Here is a 21,879-nt window from a genome sequence, read left to right as displayed (position 1 = left end):
GTATAGGGGGTTGAGAAATTAGTACAAGCGTTTTTTGCAAATAAAAAACCAACCGGTCACAAATTATCCAAAAGTGCGATATTTGCATATTTCTTCGTCACATTTGAGACATATCACAGCAATTGGTTGGAAAAACACCAACCATATACGTAAGATTCATGTGTCTATTCTGTTAATGGACAATCGATCTCTTTATCACTATGTGTAGTAATTAAAATGACGTCTAAAAAAAATCTGATTTTATGTGTTGGGCTGGCCATCGTTGGGGGAATCATCTTCTCTCAATTCATCATCCCACCAGCCTTGAGCTTCCTCATTGGTGTTATCGCTACTGCTTTTCTTTTTTCATTTTCTAGCAAAACACCTGTTCTTCAATCTTCGGATCCTGATCCTTCAACTAAAACGCTGTATGTCGGCAACCTTCCTTATAAGGCCAATGAGAGTCATGTTCGCGATTTGTTTGCTGAATATGGACAGGTCTATGCGGTACGCTTAATGAAAGATAAGCGTACAGGAAAAAGAAGAGGGTTTGGTTTTGTAGTGATGGCTGCGGCAGATGCCAAGCCAGCTATCGCTAAACTTAATGAAAAGGAATATATGGAGAGAACGCTAAAAGTGAGAATTGCGAACGATCCTAAACATCCGGATGGTGGTAAACCTGAACAGGATTAAAACCTAGCTTCTTTAAACAAATGTTCAGTGCATCTTCCTGCCAAGGAGTTGCACTGGCATAAATCGACTTACTTCCCTCTTCTGTATCCTCAATTTCATCACTTAATAGCAATGCTTTTACTCGACGTGCAATCGCTGCGCCTGAATCAATTAAAGTAACGTCCCCACCCAAAGCTTGATGAATTTCCTCTTTGATTAAAGGGAAGTGAGTACAACCGAGCACCGCAACATCGACTTTATCGCGAAGGGGAAGCAGGATATTTGTCAGTTCGTCGAGAGAAACGCTGTTGCCCCGCAACTTCTCTTCGGCCATATCTACCAAGCGAGTTGATCCCACCAGCTCAACTGGTTTGCCTTGCGCAAAGTCCCGTATTAACTCGTGAGTATATTGGCGTGTTACTGTCGCCGGAGTGGCGATCAGCCCTACCCCTTTTGATGCTAAAAGCGATGCGGGTTTAATCGCAGGGACAACACCAACAACGGGAATCGATAAATTTTCGCGTAAGGAAGGAAGCACTATGGTGCTCGCCGTGTTGCAAGCAATGACGACAATGTCGACTTGGTGTTCTTCGACTAAAGAAGAGACCAGTTGGTTAACTCGTGAAACGAGTACAGCCTGATCGAGTTCACCATAAGGGTAAGCCTGATTATCGAATAAGTATAAGTAGTCTAGCTGGGGCAATAGGCGATGTATCTCTTGGAATACAGAAAGACCACCAACACCAGAGTCAAAAACTAGGACTTTTTTCTTACTTGCTACTCGCACGAGTCTTACCTAAAGAACAGAAACGTTGCGATCATACTGCGTAGATTTGTTTTGGCAATGCTTTAGCATGGTATCTTTGATGGCTGAATCTATCTCCAGATTCTACATCTCGCTTCGTCAACTCGATATGTCCTTGAAAAGATGGCGAAGACGTGACCAATGTGTGAAATTCACCATTTTCCCCACAGGGATCAATTTGACTTGGTAATGACTCTATTAGGGCTTTGTCATACCAGCGACCACACCATTCTGGAGGGAGAACTCTTCCGTCGATGGTGATTAACATAGTTTGAATACCACGCTCTATGATTTCCATCGCTAGTTTTTCGCTGCTCTCCCCTAATAGAGGAAAGACGCATTCCCAGCCAACAGGTTCAATATAGCTGCGTCGGTAATCGGCAATGCCATTACAAAACATATCACCAAATGCGACAGCTTCTATGTTCAGACCACTACTTTGTAATGCATTAACGATGGTCGATTGATAAATGTCGTTACTTGGAAAGATTTCAGGTAGCTCGATAGTAATGAGCGGAAGCGCAAGTAAGTCTGCTTGCATTTGTACGACTTCAAGCGGAGTTGCTTGGAAAGGGACTTCTTTCCCTACGTAAGTCGTGTACAAACCGACAACTTGATAATTTGGATTCTCGTTAAGGCGCTCAAGCGTTAATGTCGAATCTTTACCACTGGACCAACTGATCACCACTCGCTTGGGTTTCTTCATTCGATTTTCCACCACAAAATATTAAAAACCGCCCGAAGGCGGTTTGTGCTCATTCACGATTAGAATTCGTAGCCAACGTTGATATAGTACGCTCGCTCTGCAGCGGGGTAACCTTTTGCCATCTCATACTCTTCATCAAGTAGATTATCGATACGAGCGCTAATAGAGGTCGACTCATTCGGATAGTAAGTCACTGCCGTATCAACCAACGAGTAAGAAGAAAGCGTGATATCTTGTGAAGGCCAAGTGCTGTAATCCACATCTGGACGCTTACCGACGTACTGATAGCTAACCGACCAGTCCACTTTATCGAAGCTCACTAAAGCATTCCACTTATACATTTCTTTAGCGCGACGCTGCAACTGATGCCCTTTATCGTCTTCAGCATCTTTGTAATCTGCACTCAACTGGTGCTGCACAATCCCTGTATCAAACTCAGCAACAAGCTCCACACCTTGGATATGTGTTTCACCATCGACATTCAAATATTTGTACGTGGTTGGATGGTAATCGATAAGATTCGTGATTTTATAGTCATAACCCGTGACGGACCAAAAAACGCCTTGGACATCACCGCTGAATGCTAGCTCCCAAGCATCTGACTCTTCCGGCTTCAGATCTTTCTCACCGTATGTCGGGTCATACTGCTGATATAGGTTTGGAGCCTTAAACGCAGTACCAAAAGAGGCTTTAACCCCAAACTCTGGTACAAACTGGTAACCAGCCGCTAAACTGTAAGTGAACTCACTACCGTATTCTTCATTATCATCAAGGCGAGCACTGCCCTCGAGCATTGCTTTATCAATACTAGTGGTTGCCATACCAAACAGAGCGCCATTGGTACGATCAAACGTTTTATTCGCACTCTTGTCTTTATAAGACTCGTTGCGCCAATCAATACCACCAGCCAACGTCGTATTGTTGTTTAGCAAGTAACTGTTGGTCCACTGGACATTTTGCTGCTCAAGTTCATCTTCGGTACCTGAGTGTTTGCCTTTTGCTTGCTCATAGTTCCAAGACTTCTGTTTCTGTGCTGTTACTTGTAGTTCTGACATCACATTATCAGACTGATACTTACCGCCCAGAGTGACAGAAAGATCGTCTTTTTCTGCTTCGTAGTAACCGCGACTACCGTAGCTGCTGTCATATTGATAAACATTTTCGTAAGCACGTAGGTTACCAAATGCAGACCACTGGTCATTGAAGTTATGCACGTAACCTAGCAGACCATTCTTTGTATCAAAGCCATGGCGATCACCGTCATTAACTCCCGGTACAGGACGAACGTTATAACCATCATCACTTTCACTACCAAGCGCGATATTTAGCTGGCCGCTCTCTGTGACTTTAATACCAGATGCCACACTCAATTCTTGATAATCTAAACTACCTAAACCCGCACTTAACTTCGTTCCTTCTTCGTCAGCACGCGCAATGGTGATGATATTGATCACGCCACCAATCGCTTCTGAGCCGTAAAGTGACGCACGCGCACCACGCACGTACTCAATACGTTGAACGTAAGTAAGTGGGATTTGGTTAAAGTCCACAGCGCCCTTCGCTGCTCGTGCAAAACGTACGCCATCAACCAGTACTAAAACTTGGTCGGAACTGGTTCCACGAACAAATAAAGACGCTAACTGACCACGACCACCATTTTGTGAAACTTGAATTCCGGTAAGGCGACGCAATACATCTGGTAGGGTTTTCGCTTGAATGCGATCGATGTCTTGTCGAGTAACTACTTCGACATCTGCCAACGTACGGCTTTCGGCTTGCTCAAAACGGTTTGCCGTAACAACGATGGTTTCGTCAGTGGAGGTTTCCTGGGCCTGTAGATAAGAGACAGGTGAAAGCAGCGATGCCAAAGTGATCGCCAGTGCGGATTTTCTCATTGTATTGTCCTAAATCGCGTAATTCCTTCCGAGCCCTGTCGTCATGACAGTCCAGTGCTGTGGCTCAGTTGTTGGCAGGTATTCGGACTCAAGAGCACGGGTGTACCGCCTACTTGCTCGACTTCCCACATAAACTAATGCAGTGTCTGATGAGCGTTCGTTCTCTTTTACCGCTGCGCGTCAGTTCTGGATTTACACCAGATTCCCATTTCAGCCATCTAGATTGCTAGATAGCACCAACTTGAGGCAAATATTATTCAGCTATTGATTATTTGTCCAGCCAATATTGCCCTTAGAAGTTGTAACGTTTTGATTGATTTTGCTTTCTACTCTGCCTGTACGCACTATCTTTAAATCAATTCCAGTACAAAACTGGACATCCTATTGAGATTGAATAAAATCTGCGCTCTTAAATTGAATGCACCATAAAAGGTAAGATCATGGCTACTCTTGATGTAAACCCACAACGCTACCAAGAACAACTGGCTGAAAAAGTCGAACGTCTCACGGATATGTTCGCGCCATACAACATGCCAGAACTGGAAGTGTTTGAATCACCAGAGCAGCACTACCGCATGCGTGCTGAGTTCCGTGTTTGGCATGAAGGCGAAGATCTTTACTACATCATGTTCAACCAAGAAACTCGTGAGAAGTACCGTGTTGACCAATTCCCTGCAGCAAGCCGTCTGATCAACGACCTGATGCCGCTATTGGTTGAAGCGATGAAAGACAACGACTCACTACGTCGTAAACTGTTCCAAGTGGATTTCCTATCGACGCTAAGTGGTGAGATTCTGGTTTCACTCCTTTACCATCGCCAACTTGATGAAGAGTGGATTGAAAACGCGAAAGCCCTTAAACAGCGTTTAAATGATGAAGGCTTTAACCTAAACATCATTGGTCGCGCTCGTAAGATGAAGATTGTCCTAGACCGCGACTACGTGATCGAGAAGCTCGATGTCAATGGTCAAAGCTACATCTACCAACAAGTGGAGAACAGCTTCACTCAGCCGAACGGCAAAGTCGCAGAGAAGATGCTGGAATGGGCGGTCGACTGTACCCAAGAAAGCACTGGCGACCTACTAGAGCTTTACTGTGGTAACGGTAACTTCTCGCTGGCGTTGGCACAGAATTTCGACCGCGTACTGGCAACTGAGCTAGCGAAGCCATCGGTTGTATCTGCACAGTACAACATCGCCGCCAATAAGATTGATAACGTACAAATCTTACGTCTATCAGCCGAGGAATTTACTCAAGCGATCGAAGGTAAGCGTGAATTCCGTCGTCTACAAGATGCAGGTGTAGATCTGAAGAGCTACAACTGCAATACGATTTTTGTCGACCCACCACGTGCTGGGATGGATGTCGATACTTGTAAGATGGTGCAAGGTTACGAGCGCATCATGTACATCTCTTGTAACCCTGAGACTCTAAAAGAGAACTTGGACATTCTATGCGAAACACACAACGTGACGCGTTTTGCTCTGTTTGACCAATTCCCTTATACCCACCACATGGAAGCGGGAGTGCTATTGGAACGCAAAGTGTAACCCACGGCGTCAAATACAAAAAGCGAGCTCAATGGCTCGCTTTTTAATTTGATTCGTTTTGCTTATTCCGCAGAAGTCTTCTTGCTGACAAAACCTAGCTTCTTACCAATCCATGCGAGTAAGATCATTGAAACCATGATCGCAAAGAAGTTTGAGCCTGCTTCTGGGTATTGCGCTTTAATAAACGCAGAGTGACCAAACGCACCTACGAAGAAACACGCCAAGCCAACTAATGGGATATCTTCTGATACCGGATTATTTAGGTACTCTTGGTAAAGAGCTTGTACAGCCAGTACGAGTGCAATCAATGGGAAGATTGAAAAAGACACTTCACTCATGGTCAACCATGACAACAAAGCATCACCACACATACCTGCAACCAGTGCCAAAATCAGCGTTTTCTTTTCAGATTTATTTCCATTCGACATTATTCTATCCCGCCTTTTAATCGGTTACGTTCACGTTCTTTGCGATACCAATAGGCCCCTTTGGCTATCATTCGCAATTGCATGATCAATCGCTCGGCGAGTTCATCGCGCTCACGTCGATCTAAATCTAAAGCTTCAGCTCCCGAACTGAAAACCAAAGTCACAGACGCTTCTGCTTGAGTATACGCCTCTTCTCTGGTCACGCCGGTGCTCATTAAATACTCGGTTAATTCTGCCGCAAAATGCTGGATTTCTCGAGCAACAGCGGTACGAAATTCAGCAGAAGTGCCGGAGCGCTCACGCAACAACAAACGAAAAACGTTCGGACTACTTTCAATGAATTCCATAAAGGTTTCGACCGAGGTACGAATTACGCTACCTTCTTTCACAATACGTTGACGCGCCTGACGCATCAGTTGACGTAGTAGCAAACCGCCTTCATCAACCATGGTTAAGCCTAGCTCATCCATATCTTTGAAGTGACGGTAAAAAGAAGTCGGTGCAATCCCTGCCTCTCGGGCGACTTCTCGCAAGCTAAGGCTGGAAAAGCTGCGATCCGCACTTAATTGACTAAATGCCGCATCGATCAATGATCGACGTGTCTTCTCTTTTTGCTGTGCGCGGATTCCCATCGATTTCATTCTTAACTTGCTCTTTTTCTGTAGGGTACAAGAGCCTCAATATAACGCAATTTGCTCCTACGGAGAAAGATATGTTGCTTCGCTCGCTCTGAGCGCCGAGAACGTTACTATTGGCATGCATCTAATTGCAATGTTCTCGATGCAATTTATAGACATACAACATACCAAATCACCCTTTTGGTCGATTCTGCGTGATCACTTCCACTCTCTAACAGGCATGACGTGTACCAATAGAGTAAATGAGTTAAAATCGCGCTAAAGCAATGTTAAGCAAATATAACAAGGAAGGCATCATGGCGCATGTTAATCACTATGACGTGATCGTAATCGGTAGTGGCCCTGGCGGAGAAGGGGCTGCAATGGGATTAACCAAAGCGGGACTGAATGTTGCCATTGTCGAGAAAGAAAGCAGTGTCGGCGGCGGTTGTACTCACTGGGGTACCATTCCATCAAAAGCACTGCGTCATGCCGTTAGCCGCATCATCGAATTTAATAGCAACCCGCTATTTTGTCGAAACAACACCAGCGTTCATGCAACATTTTCTGACATTTTAGGTCATGCTAAATCGGTCATTGATAAGCAAACTCGACTTCGTCAGGGCTTTTATGACCGTAACTCATGCACACTTTTGTTCGGAACCGCGCGATTTATCGATAACTACTCAATTGCAGTGATGCAAAGCGACGGTACAGAAGAAATCTATTCTGCAGATAAGTTTGTCATCGCGACGGGTTCTCGTCCGTATCAGCCTAACGACGTAGATTTCTTGCATGAGCGCATCTACGACAGTGATTCCATTTTGAGCCTGAAACACGACCCTCGCCATATCATCATTTACGGTGCGGGCGTTATCGGTTGTGAATACGCTTCTATCTTCCGCGGCCTTGGAGTGAAAACCGACCTTATCAATACCCGCGACCGCTTGTTGGAGTTTTTGGATAACGAAGTGTCAGATGCGCTGTCTTACCACTTCTGGAACAGCGGTGTAGTAATTCGTAATGATGAGACCTATGAAAAAATCGAAGGCACAGAAGATGGCGTGATTATTCACCTACAATCTGGCAAGAAGATGAAGGCAGACTGCTTGTTGTATGCGAATGGTCGAACAGGTAACACCGATAAGTTGAATTTGGGTGCAGTGGGTCTGGAAGCGGACTCTCGCGGACAACTAAAAGTAAACCGTAACTACCAAACCGATATCGAACACATTTACGCTGTAGGCGATGTCATCGGTTACCCTAGCCTTGCAAGCGCCGCTTATGACCAAGGGCGATTTGTCGCACAAGCCATTACGAAAGGTCAGGCAGAAAACTACCTGATTGATGATATTCCAACGGGTATCTACACCATCCCAGAGATTAGCTCTGTGGGTAAAACCGAGCAAGAGCTAACAGCTGCGAAAGTACCGTATGAAGTAGGACGCTCTTCGTTCAAGCATCTAGCTCGTGCACAGATCGCAGGGAAAGACATCGGCAGCTTGAAGATATTGTTCCATCGTGAAACCAAAGAAATTTTAGGGATTCACTGCTTTGGCGAACGTGCTGCGGAAATTATCCACATCGGTCAAGCCATTATGGAGCAAAAAGGCTCAGCGAATACCATCGAGTATTTCGTCAATACCACCTTCAACTATCCAACAATGGCCGAAGCGTATCGTGTCGCTGCGTTGAATGGTTTGAACCGCTTGTTCTAATCTATGCTTCTTGATAGCAGACAGAAAAACAGCAGGCTTGGACCTGCTGTTTTTATATCAACATTGTGTTAGGAAGGTATCCTTGTGCCATTGGTAGAGAAAGATAACCCCTAAACCAATACCCCGCATCAACATAAAGCTCGTCATTGCAAACCACAGCGCGTGATTTTCCCACTCGGCGAATAAGTAAAAGACAACGAAGAAACTGCTGGTCGCGACAAACATACTATTGCGCATGTCTTTGCCTTTGGTTGCACCGACAAAAATGCCATCCAATAGAAAGCACCACATCGACGCAAGTGGCATCACCACCAGCCAAGGTAGATATACCGCTGCTTGCTGTTGTACCGCCTCAATTGAAGTGATCATGGCGATCAACTGCGATCCCGCCAAACCAAAGAGCGCGGTCAGTCCTAAACAAATAACCAAACTCCAAAAGAAAGTGCCGACAAGCGATTCACTCAATTGTTGCCTATCTTTGGCACCAATCGCCTTCCCGACCATGGCCTCCATTGCGTAAGCAAAGCCATCCATGCCATACGAGATAATCATCAGGAAGCTCATCAGAACCGCATTTGCAGCGACAACCTCATCACCAAAGCTCGCGCCTTGGAACGTCATAAAGCTAAAAGCCGCTTGCAGACACAAAGAGCGTAAGAAAATATCGCGATTCAATTTCACGAATCGCCCTAAACCGTGTTGAGTGCTGGCTAGCAACTTTTGAGGTGATGGTAATTGCCTCTCTCGCCAGGTTTTCCAGACACACATGAGACCAAAACCCATGCCAGAGTAGTCAGCAATCACCGATGCCAGCGCAGCGCCTTCTACTTTCCACCCCAAACCAATCACAAACAACAAATCGAGGGCAATATTAGTCACGTTGGTGATGATCACCATCCACATTGGTGCTTTGGAATTTTGCGTTCCGAGCAGCCACCCCAACAACACAAAGTTCATTAGCGCAGCGGGGGCACTCCACACACGGATAGAGAAATATTGCATGCCGTAGTGTTTTACCTCTGCGCTGGCGTCACTCCAGCCAAAGATCAAATCAGCAATCGGGTTATGGGCAATAAGGAAGACTAACGCAAACAGCAGCGCCATAAGTGAGCCTTGCATAAACACCAAGGCAAGTTGCTTTCGGTCTTCACCGCCATAGGACTGCGCCGCCAACCCAGTAGTCGACATACGCAAAAAACCAAGCAGCCAAAACGTCACGCTGATCATGGTGCTGCCCAACGCAACACCACCCAAATACCAAGCGTGGTCTAGATGACCAATCACCGCAGCATCGACCAAACCGAGCAATGGAACAGTAATATTCGACAGCACCATAGGTATAGCTAAAGCTAAGACTTGGCGATGAACTTTTGGGTTAGATAAAGGAGAGAAGATTGAATTTGTCACAGGCACCTCATCAGTAAGATCGACGAGTGTACCTGAGCGCTTAACGACTAGCCAATTACCACTTGATGTGAACGAGGACTGGCGTGAGGCGATGCTTCAACATTGGAATCTTATTAAGCCAACGCTGCCAAGCTTTCCAACGAGAACAGAATCTATCGAATGGCGAGAAAGCTTTCACCCATTGTGCCCATGGTAACCATTGCAATATCGGTGCTGCAGGCGCTTCAAAGCCATGAGCATAACGATCAGAGCCAAGCTTTTGTCCCCACTTGGTTTCCGTTAAATCTCCTGCCAGCACCATACACAGTTCAGCAGAAACAAAATGTCGACCCAAGGTTTGAATAAATTTCGCGACTTGACGCTCTGTGCAATCGAGCAGTGCCATTTCACATAAAATGAGCACCGGTGCTTGCTCTGGAATGGCTAACGTCTCTAGCCACGACATTTCATCCACACTGCCACAGCGATGTTCATAGCGTTCATTTTTGTGGAACAAGCGCTGACGCCATACCAAATTTTCCGTCACATCCAGCTCTATCCAATGGCAGCGTCCATTATCCAAACGATAAAAGCGGGTATCCAGCCCCGCTCCGACATTGATTATCCAAGCATCGGGATACTGCTGTAAGAAGTGACTAACCTGCTGGTCACAAAGCTGAGTCAGCGTCACGTGCAGCAATTGCTTCTGCGCAATATCACCACTTAAACAATCCGGCGCCATCTTACAGCTCAAACACGCTTTAGCAGCTATCGGATCGTACACCAAGCCATTGTCGACCATGCTTTCACGGCTACGCAATAACAGTGGCTTCAATAGATGGTTAGGAACTTGATGTTTAGACTGAGACATGGGCATTTCCTGCGCCAGAGAGAAAACATAGACATTAATAAAGATGATAATGAATATCAATTACATTATCAAGCTTATAAATTGGCCAAAACAAACAAGGTCAAGATGATGAGCAAGCTTTTGGAGGAAGTAGAAAAAGAGAAAAGAAGAGAAAAGACAAAACAGCCCAGATCAACTGGGCTGCTTAAATACACTTACATCCAATCGGTATTACGAATAATACCAACGGCTAAGCCTTCAATCGTAAGGTGCTGAGACGTTAAGTCCACTTGGATTGGGGCAAACTCTTCATTCTCAGCATGCAGTAATATGGTTGAGCCTTTGCGCTCCAAACGCTTCACAGTCACATCATCATCAACACGCGCAACGACAACTTGACCGTCTCTCACGTCTTGGGTTTTATGCACCGCGAGCAAATCGCCATCCATAATCCCGATGTCTTTCATACTCTCGCCATTTACACGAAGTAAGAAATCCGCTTGCGGTTTGAACATCGCAGGATCGACTTGGTAGTGCGCCTCTACGTGCTCTTGAGCCAAGATTGGCTCACCCGCTGCGACTTGACCAATCAAAGGCAAACCCTGCTCATCATTGGCTGCGTCTTCAAGCAGGATACGAATCCCACGAGAAGCGCCTGGAATAATTTCAATTGCTTGCTTACGAGCAAGCGCTTTTAGGTGTTCCTCTGCGGCATTCGCAGAGCGGAAGCCAAGCTCACGCGCAATCTCTGCACGAGTTGGTGGCATTCCGGTGTCATCGATTTTACTTTTAATCAAATCGAAGACTTGTTGTTGGCGTGGCGTTAACGGCTTCATGTCTCACCTGTCTTTTTATACAGTTAACTGTGAGTATATCCAGTAAATGCTCAAATGAAAACCCAATTGGTTGTTTTTTAATTTATTTGTGGAGAGCTTTCAGCTTACCGATTAAGTTCATTCTTTATTCGTTTAAAACACCGACTTTTCAGTTAATCAAGTCAAAGCAATAACTTAGGGGTTCGACTAATTTACAGCCAATAAAATTAAAAGGTTTGACCAGTTTCTGGTATCCTTGCAGCGCTTAAATTTTATCGCCTAGGCTTATTTCTATTGCCGTACTCATCTCTTTTTATAGAGAAGACATGCAAAGCGGAAACTGAAATAAGGTTAGGCCTGTTTGAATACCTATTGAGGCTGTGAACTTTATGTCTTCTGGACAATCATTTTCACGTTCATTACTAAAACTACCTTTATCGGTACTGGTAAAGGGCACCACAATCCCGTCGAACCCGATTGAAGATCTGAACATCGACCTAACTAAACCGATTGTATATGCCCTGCCGTTCCGCTCGAACGTGGATTTGCTGACACTGCAAAAACAAGCCATGAGCCTTGGTCTACCCGACCCGCTCAGCCCGCTGGAAATCAATGGCAAAACGCTGAACCGTTTCGTCTTTATCGCTGCGCGTCCAACTGTGATGAACAACGATAATGATGTCCCAACCGATTCTGTTTCTCTGTTCACTGACTTACTGGAACTGCACAAGCTGGATAGTGAGTTGGATGTTCAAATGATCCCTGCAACCGTGCTTTGGGGTCGTAAGCCAGGTAAAGAAGAGAACCAAAAGCCTTACCTTCAACCGATGAATGGTCCGCAAAAAGCCAAAGCAGTAATGGCGGCGGGACGCGACTGCTTAGTTCGCTTTAGTCCCGTGGTATCTCTGCGTTATATGGCAGACTCTCACGGTACCGACAGCGCAATTGCGCACAAACTGGCTCGCGTGGCGCGTATCCACTTCTCACGCCAGAAACTGGCTGCTTCAGGCCCAAACCTGCCACAACGCCAAGTGTTGTTTGCTCGTTTACTAAAATCTCCAGCTATTGAACTGGCGATTGCTGACGAAGCCAAGATCAAAAACATCTCGATTGATAAGGCACGTAAAGAAGCCCACGACATCATGGATGAAATCGCCGCCGACTTCTCCTACAGTCTAGTGAAAAACGGCGACCGCATCCTGAGTTGGTTATGGACAAAACTATACCAAGGTTTGCACATCAATAACGCCTCGACTGTGCGTCGTTTAGCGCAAGACGGCCACGAAATTGTGTACGTTCCGTGTCACCGTAGTCACATGGACTACCTGCTGTTGTCTTATGTTTTATACCATGAAGGCATGGTGCCTCCGCACATTGCGGCAGGCATTAACTTGAACTTCTTCCCGGCCGGTCCGCTTTTCCGTCGTGGTGGGGCGTTCTTTATTCGTCGTAGTTTTAAAGGCAACAAACTGTACTCAACCATTTTCCGTGAGTATCTAGCTGAGCTGTTTGCCAAAGGCTATTCAGTCGAGTACTTCAGTGAGGGTGGTCGTTCACGTACAGGTCGCTTACTGCAAGCGAAAACGGGTATGCTGGCTATGACCATCCAAGCAATGCTACGTGGTCTAAACCGCCCAGTAACACTAGTGCCGGTCTACATCGGTTACGAGCACGTAATGGAAGTAGGCACTTACGCGAAAGAGCTGCGTGGCAAACGCAAAGAGAAAGAAAACGCAGGGCTTGTACTGCGTACTCTGCGTAAACTGCGTAACTTTGGTTTGGGCTATGTGAACTTCGGTGAGCCAATTCAGCTCAACCAATACTTGAACGAGCATGCTCCTGAGTGGACGAAAGACATCGACAGCATGGGTGGTAACAAACCACAATGGATGAATCCTGTGGTGAACGACCTCGCTAATAAGATGATGACGCACATCAATGATGCGGCGGCGGCAAACGCGTTGACCTTGTGTGCAACCGCACTGCTTGCTTCTCGTCAACGTGCACTTTCTCGTGACTCGCTGATCAACCAGATCGAGTGTTACTTAAAGCTACTCAAAAATAATCCGTACTCAAGCACCTCCACTATCCCTACCGAAAGTGCTGAGGAGTTGGTCGATCATGCAATTTCGCTTGATAAGTTCGTGATTGAAACCGATAGCATGGGTGACATCATTTCGCTGGACCGTAGCCAATCGATCCTGATGACTTACTATCGCAACAACATCATTCACTTGTTCGCTCTGCCGTCATTAATTGCCCAAATGCTCATTCGTCAGCGCAACCTTTCGGTAGCCAAGATTCAAGCGAATGTCGCGCAAGTCTACCCATTCTTGAAGAAAGAGCTGTTCTTAAGTTACCAAGAAGACGAGTTAGATGAATTGGTCGTTAAAACACTGCATGAATTTGCCGATCAGAAAATGATTAGTCTGGATGGTGATAAGCTAGAGATCAATCAGTCGAACAACCAGCCTTTGGTTCTGTTAGGTCGCACGATAACTGAAACGCTGCAACGCTACTCTATCGCGATGAACTTGCTTGTTGCTTACCCTGAACTCGGTAAATCGGACCTAGAGCAGAAGAGCCAAGATATTGCTCAGCGCCTAGGGCGTTTGCACGGTATTAATGCGCCAGAATTCTTCGATAAAGGTGTGTTTACCGCGATGTTCAATACGCTCAAACAGCAAAAATACCTCGATAACGATGGTAACTGTGACACGAAGAAAACGCAGCAATTTGCACGACTACTGTTCACTCTGCTTTATCCAGAAGTGAAACTGACGATCGAAGAGAGTATTCACCAACTTCGGTCGTAACCGTTTTATCTTCTTTCAATAAGAAAAAGGCATCCAATCGGATGCCTTTTTCTATTTCTTCGCTTACCAAAATGCGACCAGTAACCCTATCGCTATCACCATGCCAACATAATTGTTGTTAAGGAAAGCCTTAAAGCACAACTCACGCTCACGGTGACGAATTAAGTGCTGCTGATAAACAAACAACGACGCTGCAATCAAAAGGGTCCAGTAGTAACTTTGTCCCAATTGGTAGAACTGTCCTAACCAAACCAACATCGCGAGTGTAATCAGTTGCAACACACCAATAATAAGCTTGTCATGACGACCAAACAGAATTGCCGTCGATTTAATGCCAATCTTTAGATCATCATCTCGGTCTACCATCGCATATTGAGTGTCGTACGCAATGGTCCACAAAGCGTTAATGAGGAACAAAAACCAAACAATCAATGGTAATTCCCCAGTTTGTGCAGCCCACGCCATTGGAATCGCCCAGCTAAAAGCCAAGCCTAAAAATAGCTGTGGAATATGAGTGTAACGCTTCATAAATGGATAGATGAACGCCAACACAATGCCAGCGAAGGATAGCTGAATCGTCAGCGGGTTCATGGTCAGCACTAACAAAAACGAGCTGATACCCAAAACCAAAAATAATCCAATCGCTTCTTTTGCTGTCACTTTCCCTGATGGCAGTGGACGTTGCTTAGTACGCTTTACATGGCCGTCGACTTTGCGATCTGCAAAATCATTAATTACGCACCCCGCACTACGCATTAGGAATACCCCCAATACAAACACGATGAATACATCCCAACTCGGCATCCCTTGGGCTGAGATAATTAGCGCCCAAATCGTTGGCCACATCAGTAACAGTGAACCAATCGGGCGATCCATGCGCATCAGTTGCCAATATGCTTTGGCTTTTTCTGCGGACATTTACACTGTCTCCTTAGCGTAAACTGGTGAATTAGATAAGAATAACTCGGCGACTAGCATCGGTTTGTGATTCATCCACAACCTTGAGCGTCGCGCTAACAAACGTCCTTCTGGTACGGCTACCCATCCCATTTGTAAAGAGTCTCGCTCAACGTTATCTGCGCTGAACACTGTTAATCCTAATGGGATATCCCCTTGTTGAGCCAAATCATACTGCTGATCAACTAAGGTTGAGCGAGGAATCAATGTCCGCCCAATAACCCAGTTATTATTGTCACCGCACAAAATTACCTCTCTCAGTAAGCAATCTTGTTCGGACAATAACTGGCTTTCGTCCTGTTTTAATGTCGCTGCAGTGACGATCTGATTTTGTAGCAATTCTACCGTTAACGCTTGGCAGTGCTGTTTTAAACGACGTGACAAAGACCCTTGCTCTTCAAGCCAGTGCTTGGCAAATTCATTTGGAAATTCGAATTCTTCGGGGTTTTGCCACTCTACTTCCAATAAAGAAGCAAGATAGAGTGATGTTGGCTGATTCATACTAGTATTCAATTGGAGGCTTTATGCGTACAATAAAGCAACAACTTACCGTCCATAGTAATGTATGTAACCGTAAGTTCCGTTATTTGTTATAGACGGCCCATTGTATCAAGACTGAAGCGATTCGAATATCGCGATCCAGAGAAAGAAAAGTTAGAAATATGTACAAACGTTATATAGCCCAAATTATTTTTGCGTTAACCATACTATTCGCCGCACCAAGTTGGGCTGAAACGGAAGAAGCTGGACCTAAGTTGGCATACTTTACCCTAGAGCCTGACCTCACTACTAACTTTTACACCAAAGGCAAAAAGTTAGGTTATGTGCAAGTGCGCATCGACATCATGGTAATGAGTCAACAAGATTTATCAGTTGTTGAGCATCACCAACCTTTGATTCGCGATGCAGTGATTGAATTATTGGGTAAGCAAACAGAAGATACGATTAAGTCCCTGTCTGGCCGAGAAGATCTGCGCAAAACCTTAGTGACGACCCTCAACGAAACGCTTTTGCCTGAAACAGGTAAAACCATCATTGCCGATTTGTTGTTTACAAAATACCTTTATCAATAAACCCAAATCCGTTTTGAACATAAAAAAGACCGCTCTTGAGCGGTCTTTTCATTTCATCTGCTTTAGGCTTGCTGTTGGTATTTCATCTTGCCTGAATCAAACAGCGCAATCGCCATCCCCGACAGTAGCCCAACTAAGTGAGCGGTGTTTGCAATCGCCATAAATGGCTGCACAAAACCAAGAACTAACCATACCAACATAAAGACGATGATTGGCTTGGGTAGCGTAAGGCCTAAATGTGGCAAGCGGTAACCCAATATCCACAAATAACCAAGCAGTGCATAGACCACACCAGACAAGCCGCCGAAGTTAGCCCCTTCAACATAGAACTGGCCTGCCCCTGAAAGCGCTGCCGACACCACAAAGAGTTGCAATAGCTTACCGGAACCGAGACGACGTTCGATGTCGCCCCCCAACTGCCACCACCATAGTAAGTTAAACACGATGTGAGTTACTGAAAAGTGCAGTAACGCATGACTTAGCCATCGCCACACTTGCCATTGTTGCCCCTCAAAAGCCGGGAAGTGCAACAACTTAAACACGCCATTGCCAAAGCCAAACATTTGTAACAAGTAGATGATGATACAGACTGTCATGATCAGCAAAGTCATGGGGCCAGCTTTCGCTTTGACCATGCTCATGATACTCGGGCTGGAATAATGAAATGTGCTCTTACGAGTATCGGCAACGTCCCACGAGGCGGCGCTGTATTTTGAATCAGACGGGTTAGCAAGGAACAGCTTAAGTTCGGCTTCCGCTTCTATTTCATGCTGGCTATCAGTCAGCCACAGCGCAAATTGCCCATCCCCTTCAGGCATCATTTCGATGTCAATTTGGCGAGAGGCCATATAATCAATAAAGGCTTGCGCCATACGTGGATTATTTAACGTTACCAATCTCTTCATTAACTTCTCACTATCGGTAGTTCTGCTCGATGCCAGGCTTCAAAGCCACCATCTACACTGTACACCTGTTCAAAGCCTTGGTTAACTAAATATTGCGCCGCACCTTGGCTACTAATGCCGTGGTAACACATCACCAGAATAGGTTGTTCGAACTCCACTTCATCCATAAACGCAACGATCGTATCGTTAGTTAAATGATACGCGGACTCCGCATGCGCAACGGCAAACGATTGAGGGTCACGGATATCTACAAGCTTCGCATCACCCTGCTCGAGCAGCGCTTGCGCACCTTGTACATCGATATGCTTAAACTGATCCATTTACTTTCTCATTGTCTTATTAATATACCCAAGCAACCTCGAACCTAACGTACTAATCAGCACCCGTGGTACAGCATAAAATCCATATTTGAAGCTGCTTGGGTATACTGCCGCTATTGTAACCTATCCAACGGCAAACTTAGACACATGGATAATCAGGTTTTCCAAAAGTGTACACATTCCAACCATTTGTGGATAAAGCTGTGAATTGCGTTGATAAAGTGTATTTGGATCTTTTGATCCACAATATGTAGTGATGATCCTGATCTAACTGTGTGTATATCTATAACTATCCCCAGATGGAAAAGTGCTTGAATCCCTTATTTTGTCCGGGTTTCGAACAGTTGATAAATAATTACTTCACAGAGTTATACACAGGTAGCACATAAAATCCGGATCGCAAACGCTATCGATTTTCGATCGACAATAAAAAAGCCGAGATCACATGATCTCGGCTTTCTATGAAAATCTTACTTTCAATTAGCAGTGGAAATTAAAATTCACCCACGGCCAATTTTAGTTTCTTCATTGCATTTTTTTCTAGCTGGCGAATACGCTCGGCGGAAACACCGAACTCATCAGCTAAGTCTTGCAATGTTGCTTTCTCATCATCTAACCAACGAGAACGCACGATGCGCTGACTACGCTCATCCAAACTCGCTAATGCATGACCCAAGCGATTGTTGGTATGCATTTCCCAGTTGGCGGCTTCAATGTTGTCGGCCACATCAGACGATTTGTCTTCTAGGTATAGCATCGGCGCTGTGTAAGCGTTTGAACTGTCGTCTTCATCAGTTGGCATATCAAAGGTTGAATCCACCGCCGCTAAGCGTGATTCCATCTCGCGAACTTCAGAAGGCTCAACACCTAACTCGCGCGCAACGGTTTCCACTTCACCGTTGTTAAACCAACCCAAGCGCTTTTTCGACTTACGCAGGTTGAAGAACAATTTACGTTGCGCTTTAGTGGTCGCAATTTTCACGATACGCCAGTTACGTAGCACGTATTCGTGGATCTCTGCTTTGATCCAGTGGACAGCGAAAGAAACCAAGCGAACCCCTACTTCTGGGTTAAAACGCTTAACGGCTTTCATTAGACCGATGTTACCCTCTTGCACAAGATCCGCCATTGGCAAACCGTAGCCAGAGTAACCACGAGCAACGTGAACAACGAATCGTAGGTGCGAAAGAATTAGACCTTTTGCAGCCTCAATCTCACCTTTATAGTGTAATCGTTCTGCCAGCTCACGCTCTTCGTCTGCAGTCAGCATTGGGTAGCTGTTTACTGAGCGAATATAGCTATCAAGGCTATCTTGCGTGACTAGAGCCATCGGATACGCTTCTTTTGTCATTCAATTCCTCATCAATCTCTGATCTGGAGCATTACATTGCAATTTAGCTTCGATATCTTGAACTCAAAATGAACAAGTTTCAAGAAGGGGAAGCAATTATCCATAAACATTTGGTCTAAGCAAGGGTTCAAAATTAGCTAGTGCTAATAAAATCCAAGTAATAAGACCGCCATCACTTAAACTGGTTCAATTTCTTTTAAATGTCGTTGCGCAGAAAAGCGCGCCGCAATACATCCCAAAAGACTCCCAATGATGATTAGTAACAAAGATTCATCCCAACTTAGACCAATCAGGCGGAACTGGCTATCGTACAACGCAGCAAGGTCTTCCACCGCACTATTCATGACAATGGTCACTAAAGCCGTTACCAACCACGCAATAGTGGCACCTAACACGCCAAACCACATACCTGTGTACAAGTAAGGGCGCAGAATGAAACTGTCCGTCGCACCGATCAGTTTCATGGTTTGAATCTCTTCTTTATTCGCCAGCACATTAAATCGCAATGTATTGCCAACGATTAAAAATACCGCACCGAGCATCAGCACTGTCAGGGTAATGACAATAATACTCGCGAGAGTTTTGATTGCATCAAGACGCGCCAGCCAGTCTTCGTCAAGTCTCACGTCGGTCACATCTTGTTGCTCTCGAACGTCTTTGGCTAATGACTGAATATCACTTTTTAGCTCCGAATCTGGCGTAATCACCAACACACCAGGAAGCGCATAGCCACTTAAAAGACTGATAGCTTGGTCGAACCCTGCATATTGGCTTAAATCAGATAGACCTTGTTGCGGTGAAATATATTCTACCTCTTTTACCAAAGGCCAAGTTTCAATTTGATCTTTGAGAACCATCACTCGCGCATCCGGCATGCCTTCAACTAAGTAAGCACTAACTTGTGAAGGAGAAGCGACATCTTCCGCTGCCCCTGCAACGTTTTTCCCCAATAGATACAAACAAGCTGGCATGGCAAGTGCCATGGAGATGACCGCTAGGGTCAGAATGTTGCCTAGTGGTCGTTGCCATAAGGCGCTAAAAGAGGATTTAGCTTGTTTTGCGTGGACAGAGAAAAAACCATCGGTATTCGCACGCTTGGCACTGCGGCCTTTCCCCTTCTTTTGGGAGTGCTTGTTACCTGCCATAGTCTTCTACCTCACTTAGGAAGCCTTGGTTCAATTCAAAATGACGATACTGTGGGCGAGTGTTTACTAACCCCACATCGTGCGTGGCAAGTAAGATTGTCACGCCCGCACGGTTAAATTCTTCGAATAGACGCAACACACGGTTGGATAATTCTGGGTCAAGGTTACCCGTAGGCTCATCAGCCACCAGCAACGTTGGTCGATTAACCACAGCACGGGCAATACCGACGCGCTGTTGCTCACCACCAGAAAGTTGACTAGGTAGACAACGAGCTTTATCGAGTAAGCCCGTTTTATCTAACGCCGCAGAAACACGGCGTTTGATTTCGTTTTCAGAAATCGATTCGATACGCATTGGCAGAGCGACATTGTCGTACACACTGCGATCCATCAATAGGCGATGATCTTGAAAAACAATCCCAATATTGCGGCGCAAAAAAGGGATGTCTTTGCCTGGAATACGCGTGATGTCGTGGCCATTAAAATGGATTTTGCCATCGGTTGGTCGCTCTATCGCGCAGATCAATTTCAGCAAGGTACTTTTACCAGCCCCGGAATGTCCGCCTAAAAACGCCATTTCACCGCGCCTCAGGTGAAAATCGACTTTTTGCAGTGCTTGTCGACCACCTCGGTAAGCTTTGCTTACTTGCTGAAATTTGATCACCGTTGATTTCCTCTAACTCTTTTTATTCTTCACGACTAAACAGTGCGTCAATAAACTCTTGAGTTTCAAATGGACGCAAGTCTTCGATACCTTCACCCACACCAATGTAACGAATTGGAATACCGAACTGATCAGCGATAGCGAAAATTACGCCGCCCTTGGCTGTACCATCCAGCTTAGTCAAAGTAATCCCGGTTAGAGGGGCAACATCACTGAAAAGTTTCGCTTGGCTAATGGCATTTTGTCCTGTACCTGCGTCAAGCGTTAGCATGATCTCATGTGGTGCAGAGTCATCAATTTTCTTCATCACACGTACAATCTTACGCAGCTCTTCCATTAGGTTCGCTTTGTTCTGTAGACGACCTGCTGTATCAGCAATCACCACATCCACACCACGTGCTTTTGCCGCTTCAATCGCATCATAGATAACAGAGGCACTGTCTGCGCCAGTATGTTGAGCAATCACAGGAACATTATTACGTTCACCCCACACTTGTAGCTGCTCAACCGCTGCGGCACGGAAAGTATCTCCCGCTGCAAGCATCACTTTTTTGCCTTGAGTTTGGAACTGCTTGGCAAGCTTACCGATGGTCGTGGTTTTACCCACGCCATTTACACCCACCATCAAGATGACGTAAGGCGTTTTGTTGCTATCGATTTCTAGTGGCTGTTCGACTTTAGAAAGAATCTCAGCCATTTCTTCTTTCAACAAACCATAAAGGGCTTCGCCGTCTTTCAGATCGCCACGTGTGGCTTTTTCTGTCAGGTTGTTGATAATTTTTGTTGTGGTATTCATGCCCACATCAGCAATAAGCAGTTGCTCTTCTAGCTCTTCAAATAAGTCTTCATCGATTTTCTTACCGCTGAACAGACCGAAGAAGCCAGCACCAATATTTGCTTTTGTTCGGCTTAGGCTGCGTTTAAGACGAGCAAAAAAGCTTTCTGTTGGCTTTTCTTGTTCTTGAACACGAGGCGCGGCCGATACGACTTCTGGCTCCTCTGCTTCTGCTTCTGCTTCTGCTTCTGCTTCTGCTTCTGCTTCTGCTGGGGCAGCCTCTGATTGTTTCGCTTCTTCTTCAAGTTCTGGCGTTGCTTCCGCTTGCTCAGCAACCGCTTCGGTTTGCTGCTCTTCAGAAGGCGCTTCCACTGCTTCTTCTTTTACTGTTTCTTCAGTTTTTGGTTTTGGGCTTTGTTCTTCGTCACCAAAACCTAGCCACGAAAGTAATC

At 45.5% G+C, this 21,879-nt stretch carries 21 protein-coding genes and 1 riboswitch; of the genes, 5 read left to right on the top strand and 16 right to left on the bottom strand.

Annotated features, from left to right (window positions below; translation table 11 throughout):
• Positions 1-216: 216 nt before the first annotated feature.
• On the top strand, positions 217-672 hold the full coding sequence (locus tag CAG68_RS17045) for an RNA-binding protein (protein ID WP_017636066.1): 456 nt from the start codon (positions 217-219) through the stop codon (positions 670-672).
• Here CAG68_RS17045 and murI read toward each other — a convergent pair.
• From murI to btuB, 3 genes are read right to left on the bottom strand one after another with little or no spacing between them, the layout of a single operon-like run.
• Entirely contained in the window at positions 635-1,438 is an 804-nt protein-coding gene (gene murI / locus CAG68_RS17040) for a glutamate racemase (RefSeq protein WP_047104461.1), read from the bottom strand. The two genes, CAG68_RS17045 and murI, sit on opposite strands and share 38 nt — an antisense overlap.
• 31 nt (positions 1,439-1,469) lie before the next feature.
• Positions 1,470-2,162 carry an ATPase gene (locus CAG68_RS17035; RefSeq protein ID WP_005378675.1) on the bottom strand — a complete coding sequence of 231 codons (693 nt, stop codon included), beginning with the start codon at positions 2,160-2,162 and terminating at the stop codon, positions 1,470-1,472.
• Positions 2,163-2,221: 59 nt separating this feature from the next.
• Positions 2,222-4,057: a TonB-dependent vitamin B12 receptor gene (gene btuB, locus CAG68_RS17030; RefSeq protein ID WP_005378674.1), complete on the bottom strand. Its 1,836-nt coding sequence runs from the start codon at positions 4,055-4,057 to the stop codon at positions 2,222-2,224.
• Between the two features lie 56 nt (positions 4,058-4,113).
• A riboswitch (cobalamin riboswitch) is annotated at positions 4,114-4,311 on the bottom strand.
• A 186-nt stretch (positions 4,312-4,497) separates the two neighbouring features.
• Here btuB and trmA point away from each other — a divergent pair.
• On the top strand, positions 4,498-5,607 hold the full coding sequence (gene trmA, locus CAG68_RS17025) for a tRNA (uridine(54)-C5)-methyltransferase TrmA (protein ID WP_053304467.1): 1,110 nt from the start codon (positions 4,498-4,500) through the stop codon (positions 5,605-5,607).
• Positions 5,608-5,669: 62 nt separating this feature from the next.
• On the opposite strand, the gene CAG68_RS17020 is transcribed toward trmA, so the two are convergent.
• Together CAG68_RS17020 and fabR are read right to left on the bottom strand one after the other, a co-directional pair.
• Positions 5,670-6,035, bottom strand: coding sequence for a YijD family membrane protein (locus CAG68_RS17020; protein WP_005378634.1), 366 nt, complete (start codon positions 6,033-6,035; stop codon positions 5,670-5,672).
• Positions 6,035-6,676, bottom strand: coding sequence for an HTH-type transcriptional repressor FabR (gene fabR / locus CAG68_RS17015; protein WP_005378632.1), 642 nt, complete (start codon positions 6,674-6,676; stop codon positions 6,035-6,037). Before fabR ends, CAG68_RS17020 begins: the two co-directional genes overlap by 1 nt.
• 263 nt (positions 6,677-6,939) lie before the next feature.
• On the opposite strand from fabR, the gene sthA reads away from it, so the two are divergent.
• Positions 6,940-8,370 (top strand): Si-specific NAD(P)(+) transhydrogenase, encoded by a 1,431-nt coding sequence (gene sthA, locus CAG68_RS17010; protein ID WP_005389689.1) that lies wholly within the window; start codon positions 6,940-6,942, stop codon positions 8,368-8,370.
• A gap of 57 nt (positions 8,371-8,427) precedes the next feature.
• Here sthA and dinF read toward each other — a convergent pair whose 3' ends face one another.
• From dinF to lexA, 3 genes are all read right to left on the bottom strand, one after another.
• Entirely contained in the window at positions 8,428-9,777 is a 1,350-nt protein-coding gene (gene dinF, locus CAG68_RS17005) for an MATE family efflux transporter DinF (protein WP_053304468.1), read from the bottom strand.
• Between the two features lie 55 nt (positions 9,778-9,832).
• Positions 9,833-10,627: a class I SAM-dependent methyltransferase gene (locus tag CAG68_RS17000; protein WP_053304469.1), complete on the bottom strand. Its 795-nt coding sequence runs from the start codon at positions 10,625-10,627 to the stop codon at positions 9,833-9,835.
• A 194-nt stretch (positions 10,628-10,821) separates the two neighbouring features.
• Positions 10,822-11,442, bottom strand: a complete 621-nt coding sequence (gene lexA / locus CAG68_RS16995) for a transcriptional repressor LexA (protein ID WP_005378682.1) — start codon at positions 11,440-11,442, stop codon at positions 10,822-10,824.
• A gap of 368 nt (positions 11,443-11,810) precedes the next feature.
• Between lexA and plsB the strand changes: the two genes are divergently transcribed.
• Positions 11,811-14,237 carry a glycerol-3-phosphate 1-O-acyltransferase PlsB gene (plsB, locus tag CAG68_RS16990; RefSeq protein WP_053304470.1) on the top strand — a complete coding sequence of 809 codons (2,427 nt, stop codon included), beginning with the start codon at positions 11,811-11,813 and terminating at the stop codon, positions 14,235-14,237.
• Between the two features lie 63 nt (positions 14,238-14,300).
• Here the strand turns inward: plsB and ubiA are convergent, their stop codons facing one another.
• Both ubiA and CAG68_RS16980 read right to left on the bottom strand, forming a co-directional pair.
• Entirely contained in the window at positions 14,301-15,155 is an 855-nt protein-coding gene (gene ubiA, locus CAG68_RS16985) for a 4-hydroxybenzoate octaprenyltransferase (RefSeq protein ID WP_005378684.1), read from the bottom strand.
• On the bottom strand, positions 15,156-15,695 hold the full coding sequence (locus CAG68_RS16980; protein WP_005378686.1) for a chorismate lyase: 540 nt from the start codon (positions 15,693-15,695) through the stop codon (positions 15,156-15,158). It abuts the gene before it with no gap.
• A gap of 161 nt (positions 15,696-15,856) precedes the next feature.
• Between CAG68_RS16980 and CAG68_RS16975 the strand changes: the two genes are divergently transcribed.
• Positions 15,857-16,267: a flagellar basal body-associated protein FliL gene (locus CAG68_RS16975; RefSeq protein WP_005378687.1), complete on the top strand. Its 411-nt coding sequence runs from the start codon at positions 15,857-15,859 to the stop codon at positions 16,265-16,267.
• A gap of 62 nt (positions 16,268-16,329) precedes the next feature.
• On the opposite strand, the gene glpG is transcribed toward CAG68_RS16975, so the two are convergent.
• The 6 genes from glpG to ftsY all read right to left on the bottom strand — a co-directional run.
• Complete coding sequence (gene glpG / locus CAG68_RS16970) at positions 16,330-17,172, bottom strand: rhomboid family intramembrane serine protease GlpG (RefSeq protein WP_017636076.1); 843 nt, start codon at positions 17,170-17,172, stop codon at positions 16,330-16,332.
• Positions 17,172-17,492 (bottom strand): thiosulfate sulfurtransferase GlpE, encoded by a 321-nt coding sequence (gene glpE, locus CAG68_RS16965; protein WP_005378691.1) that lies wholly within the window; start codon positions 17,490-17,492, stop codon positions 17,172-17,174. Before glpE ends, glpG begins: the two co-directional genes overlap by 1 nt.
• Positions 17,493-17,985: 493 nt before the next feature.
• Entirely contained in the window at positions 17,986-18,843 is an 858-nt protein-coding gene (rpoH, locus tag CAG68_RS16960) for an RNA polymerase sigma factor RpoH (protein ID WP_005378693.1), read from the bottom strand.
• A gap of 176 nt (positions 18,844-19,019) precedes the next feature.
• The gene (ftsX, locus tag CAG68_RS16955; protein ID WP_005378695.1) at positions 19,020-19,988 is read right to left on the bottom strand and encodes a permease-like cell division protein FtsX; all 969 of its coding nucleotides are present in this window, start codon (positions 19,986-19,988) and stop codon (positions 19,020-19,022) included.
• Entirely contained in the window at positions 19,978-20,652 is a 675-nt protein-coding gene (ftsE, locus tag CAG68_RS16950) for a cell division ATP-binding protein FtsE (protein ID WP_005378697.1), read from the bottom strand. Before ftsE ends, ftsX begins: the two co-directional genes overlap by 11 nt.
• Before the next feature lie 22 nt (positions 20,653-20,674).
• On the bottom strand, positions 20,675-21,879 hold a 1,205-nt coding region (ftsY, locus tag CAG68_RS16945; protein ID WP_161441401.1), incomplete at its 5' end, for a signal recognition particle-docking protein FtsY.

It is taken from the genome of Vibrio sp. V42_P2S4T144, from assembly GCF_009904715.1.
Taxonomy (GTDB): Bacteria; Pseudomonadota; Gammaproteobacteria; order Enterobacterales; family Vibrionaceae; genus Vibrio; species Vibrio alginolyticus.
The sequence above is the reverse complement of the archived record's forward strand: the minus strand, read 5'-3'. Positions and strand labels throughout refer to the sequence as shown.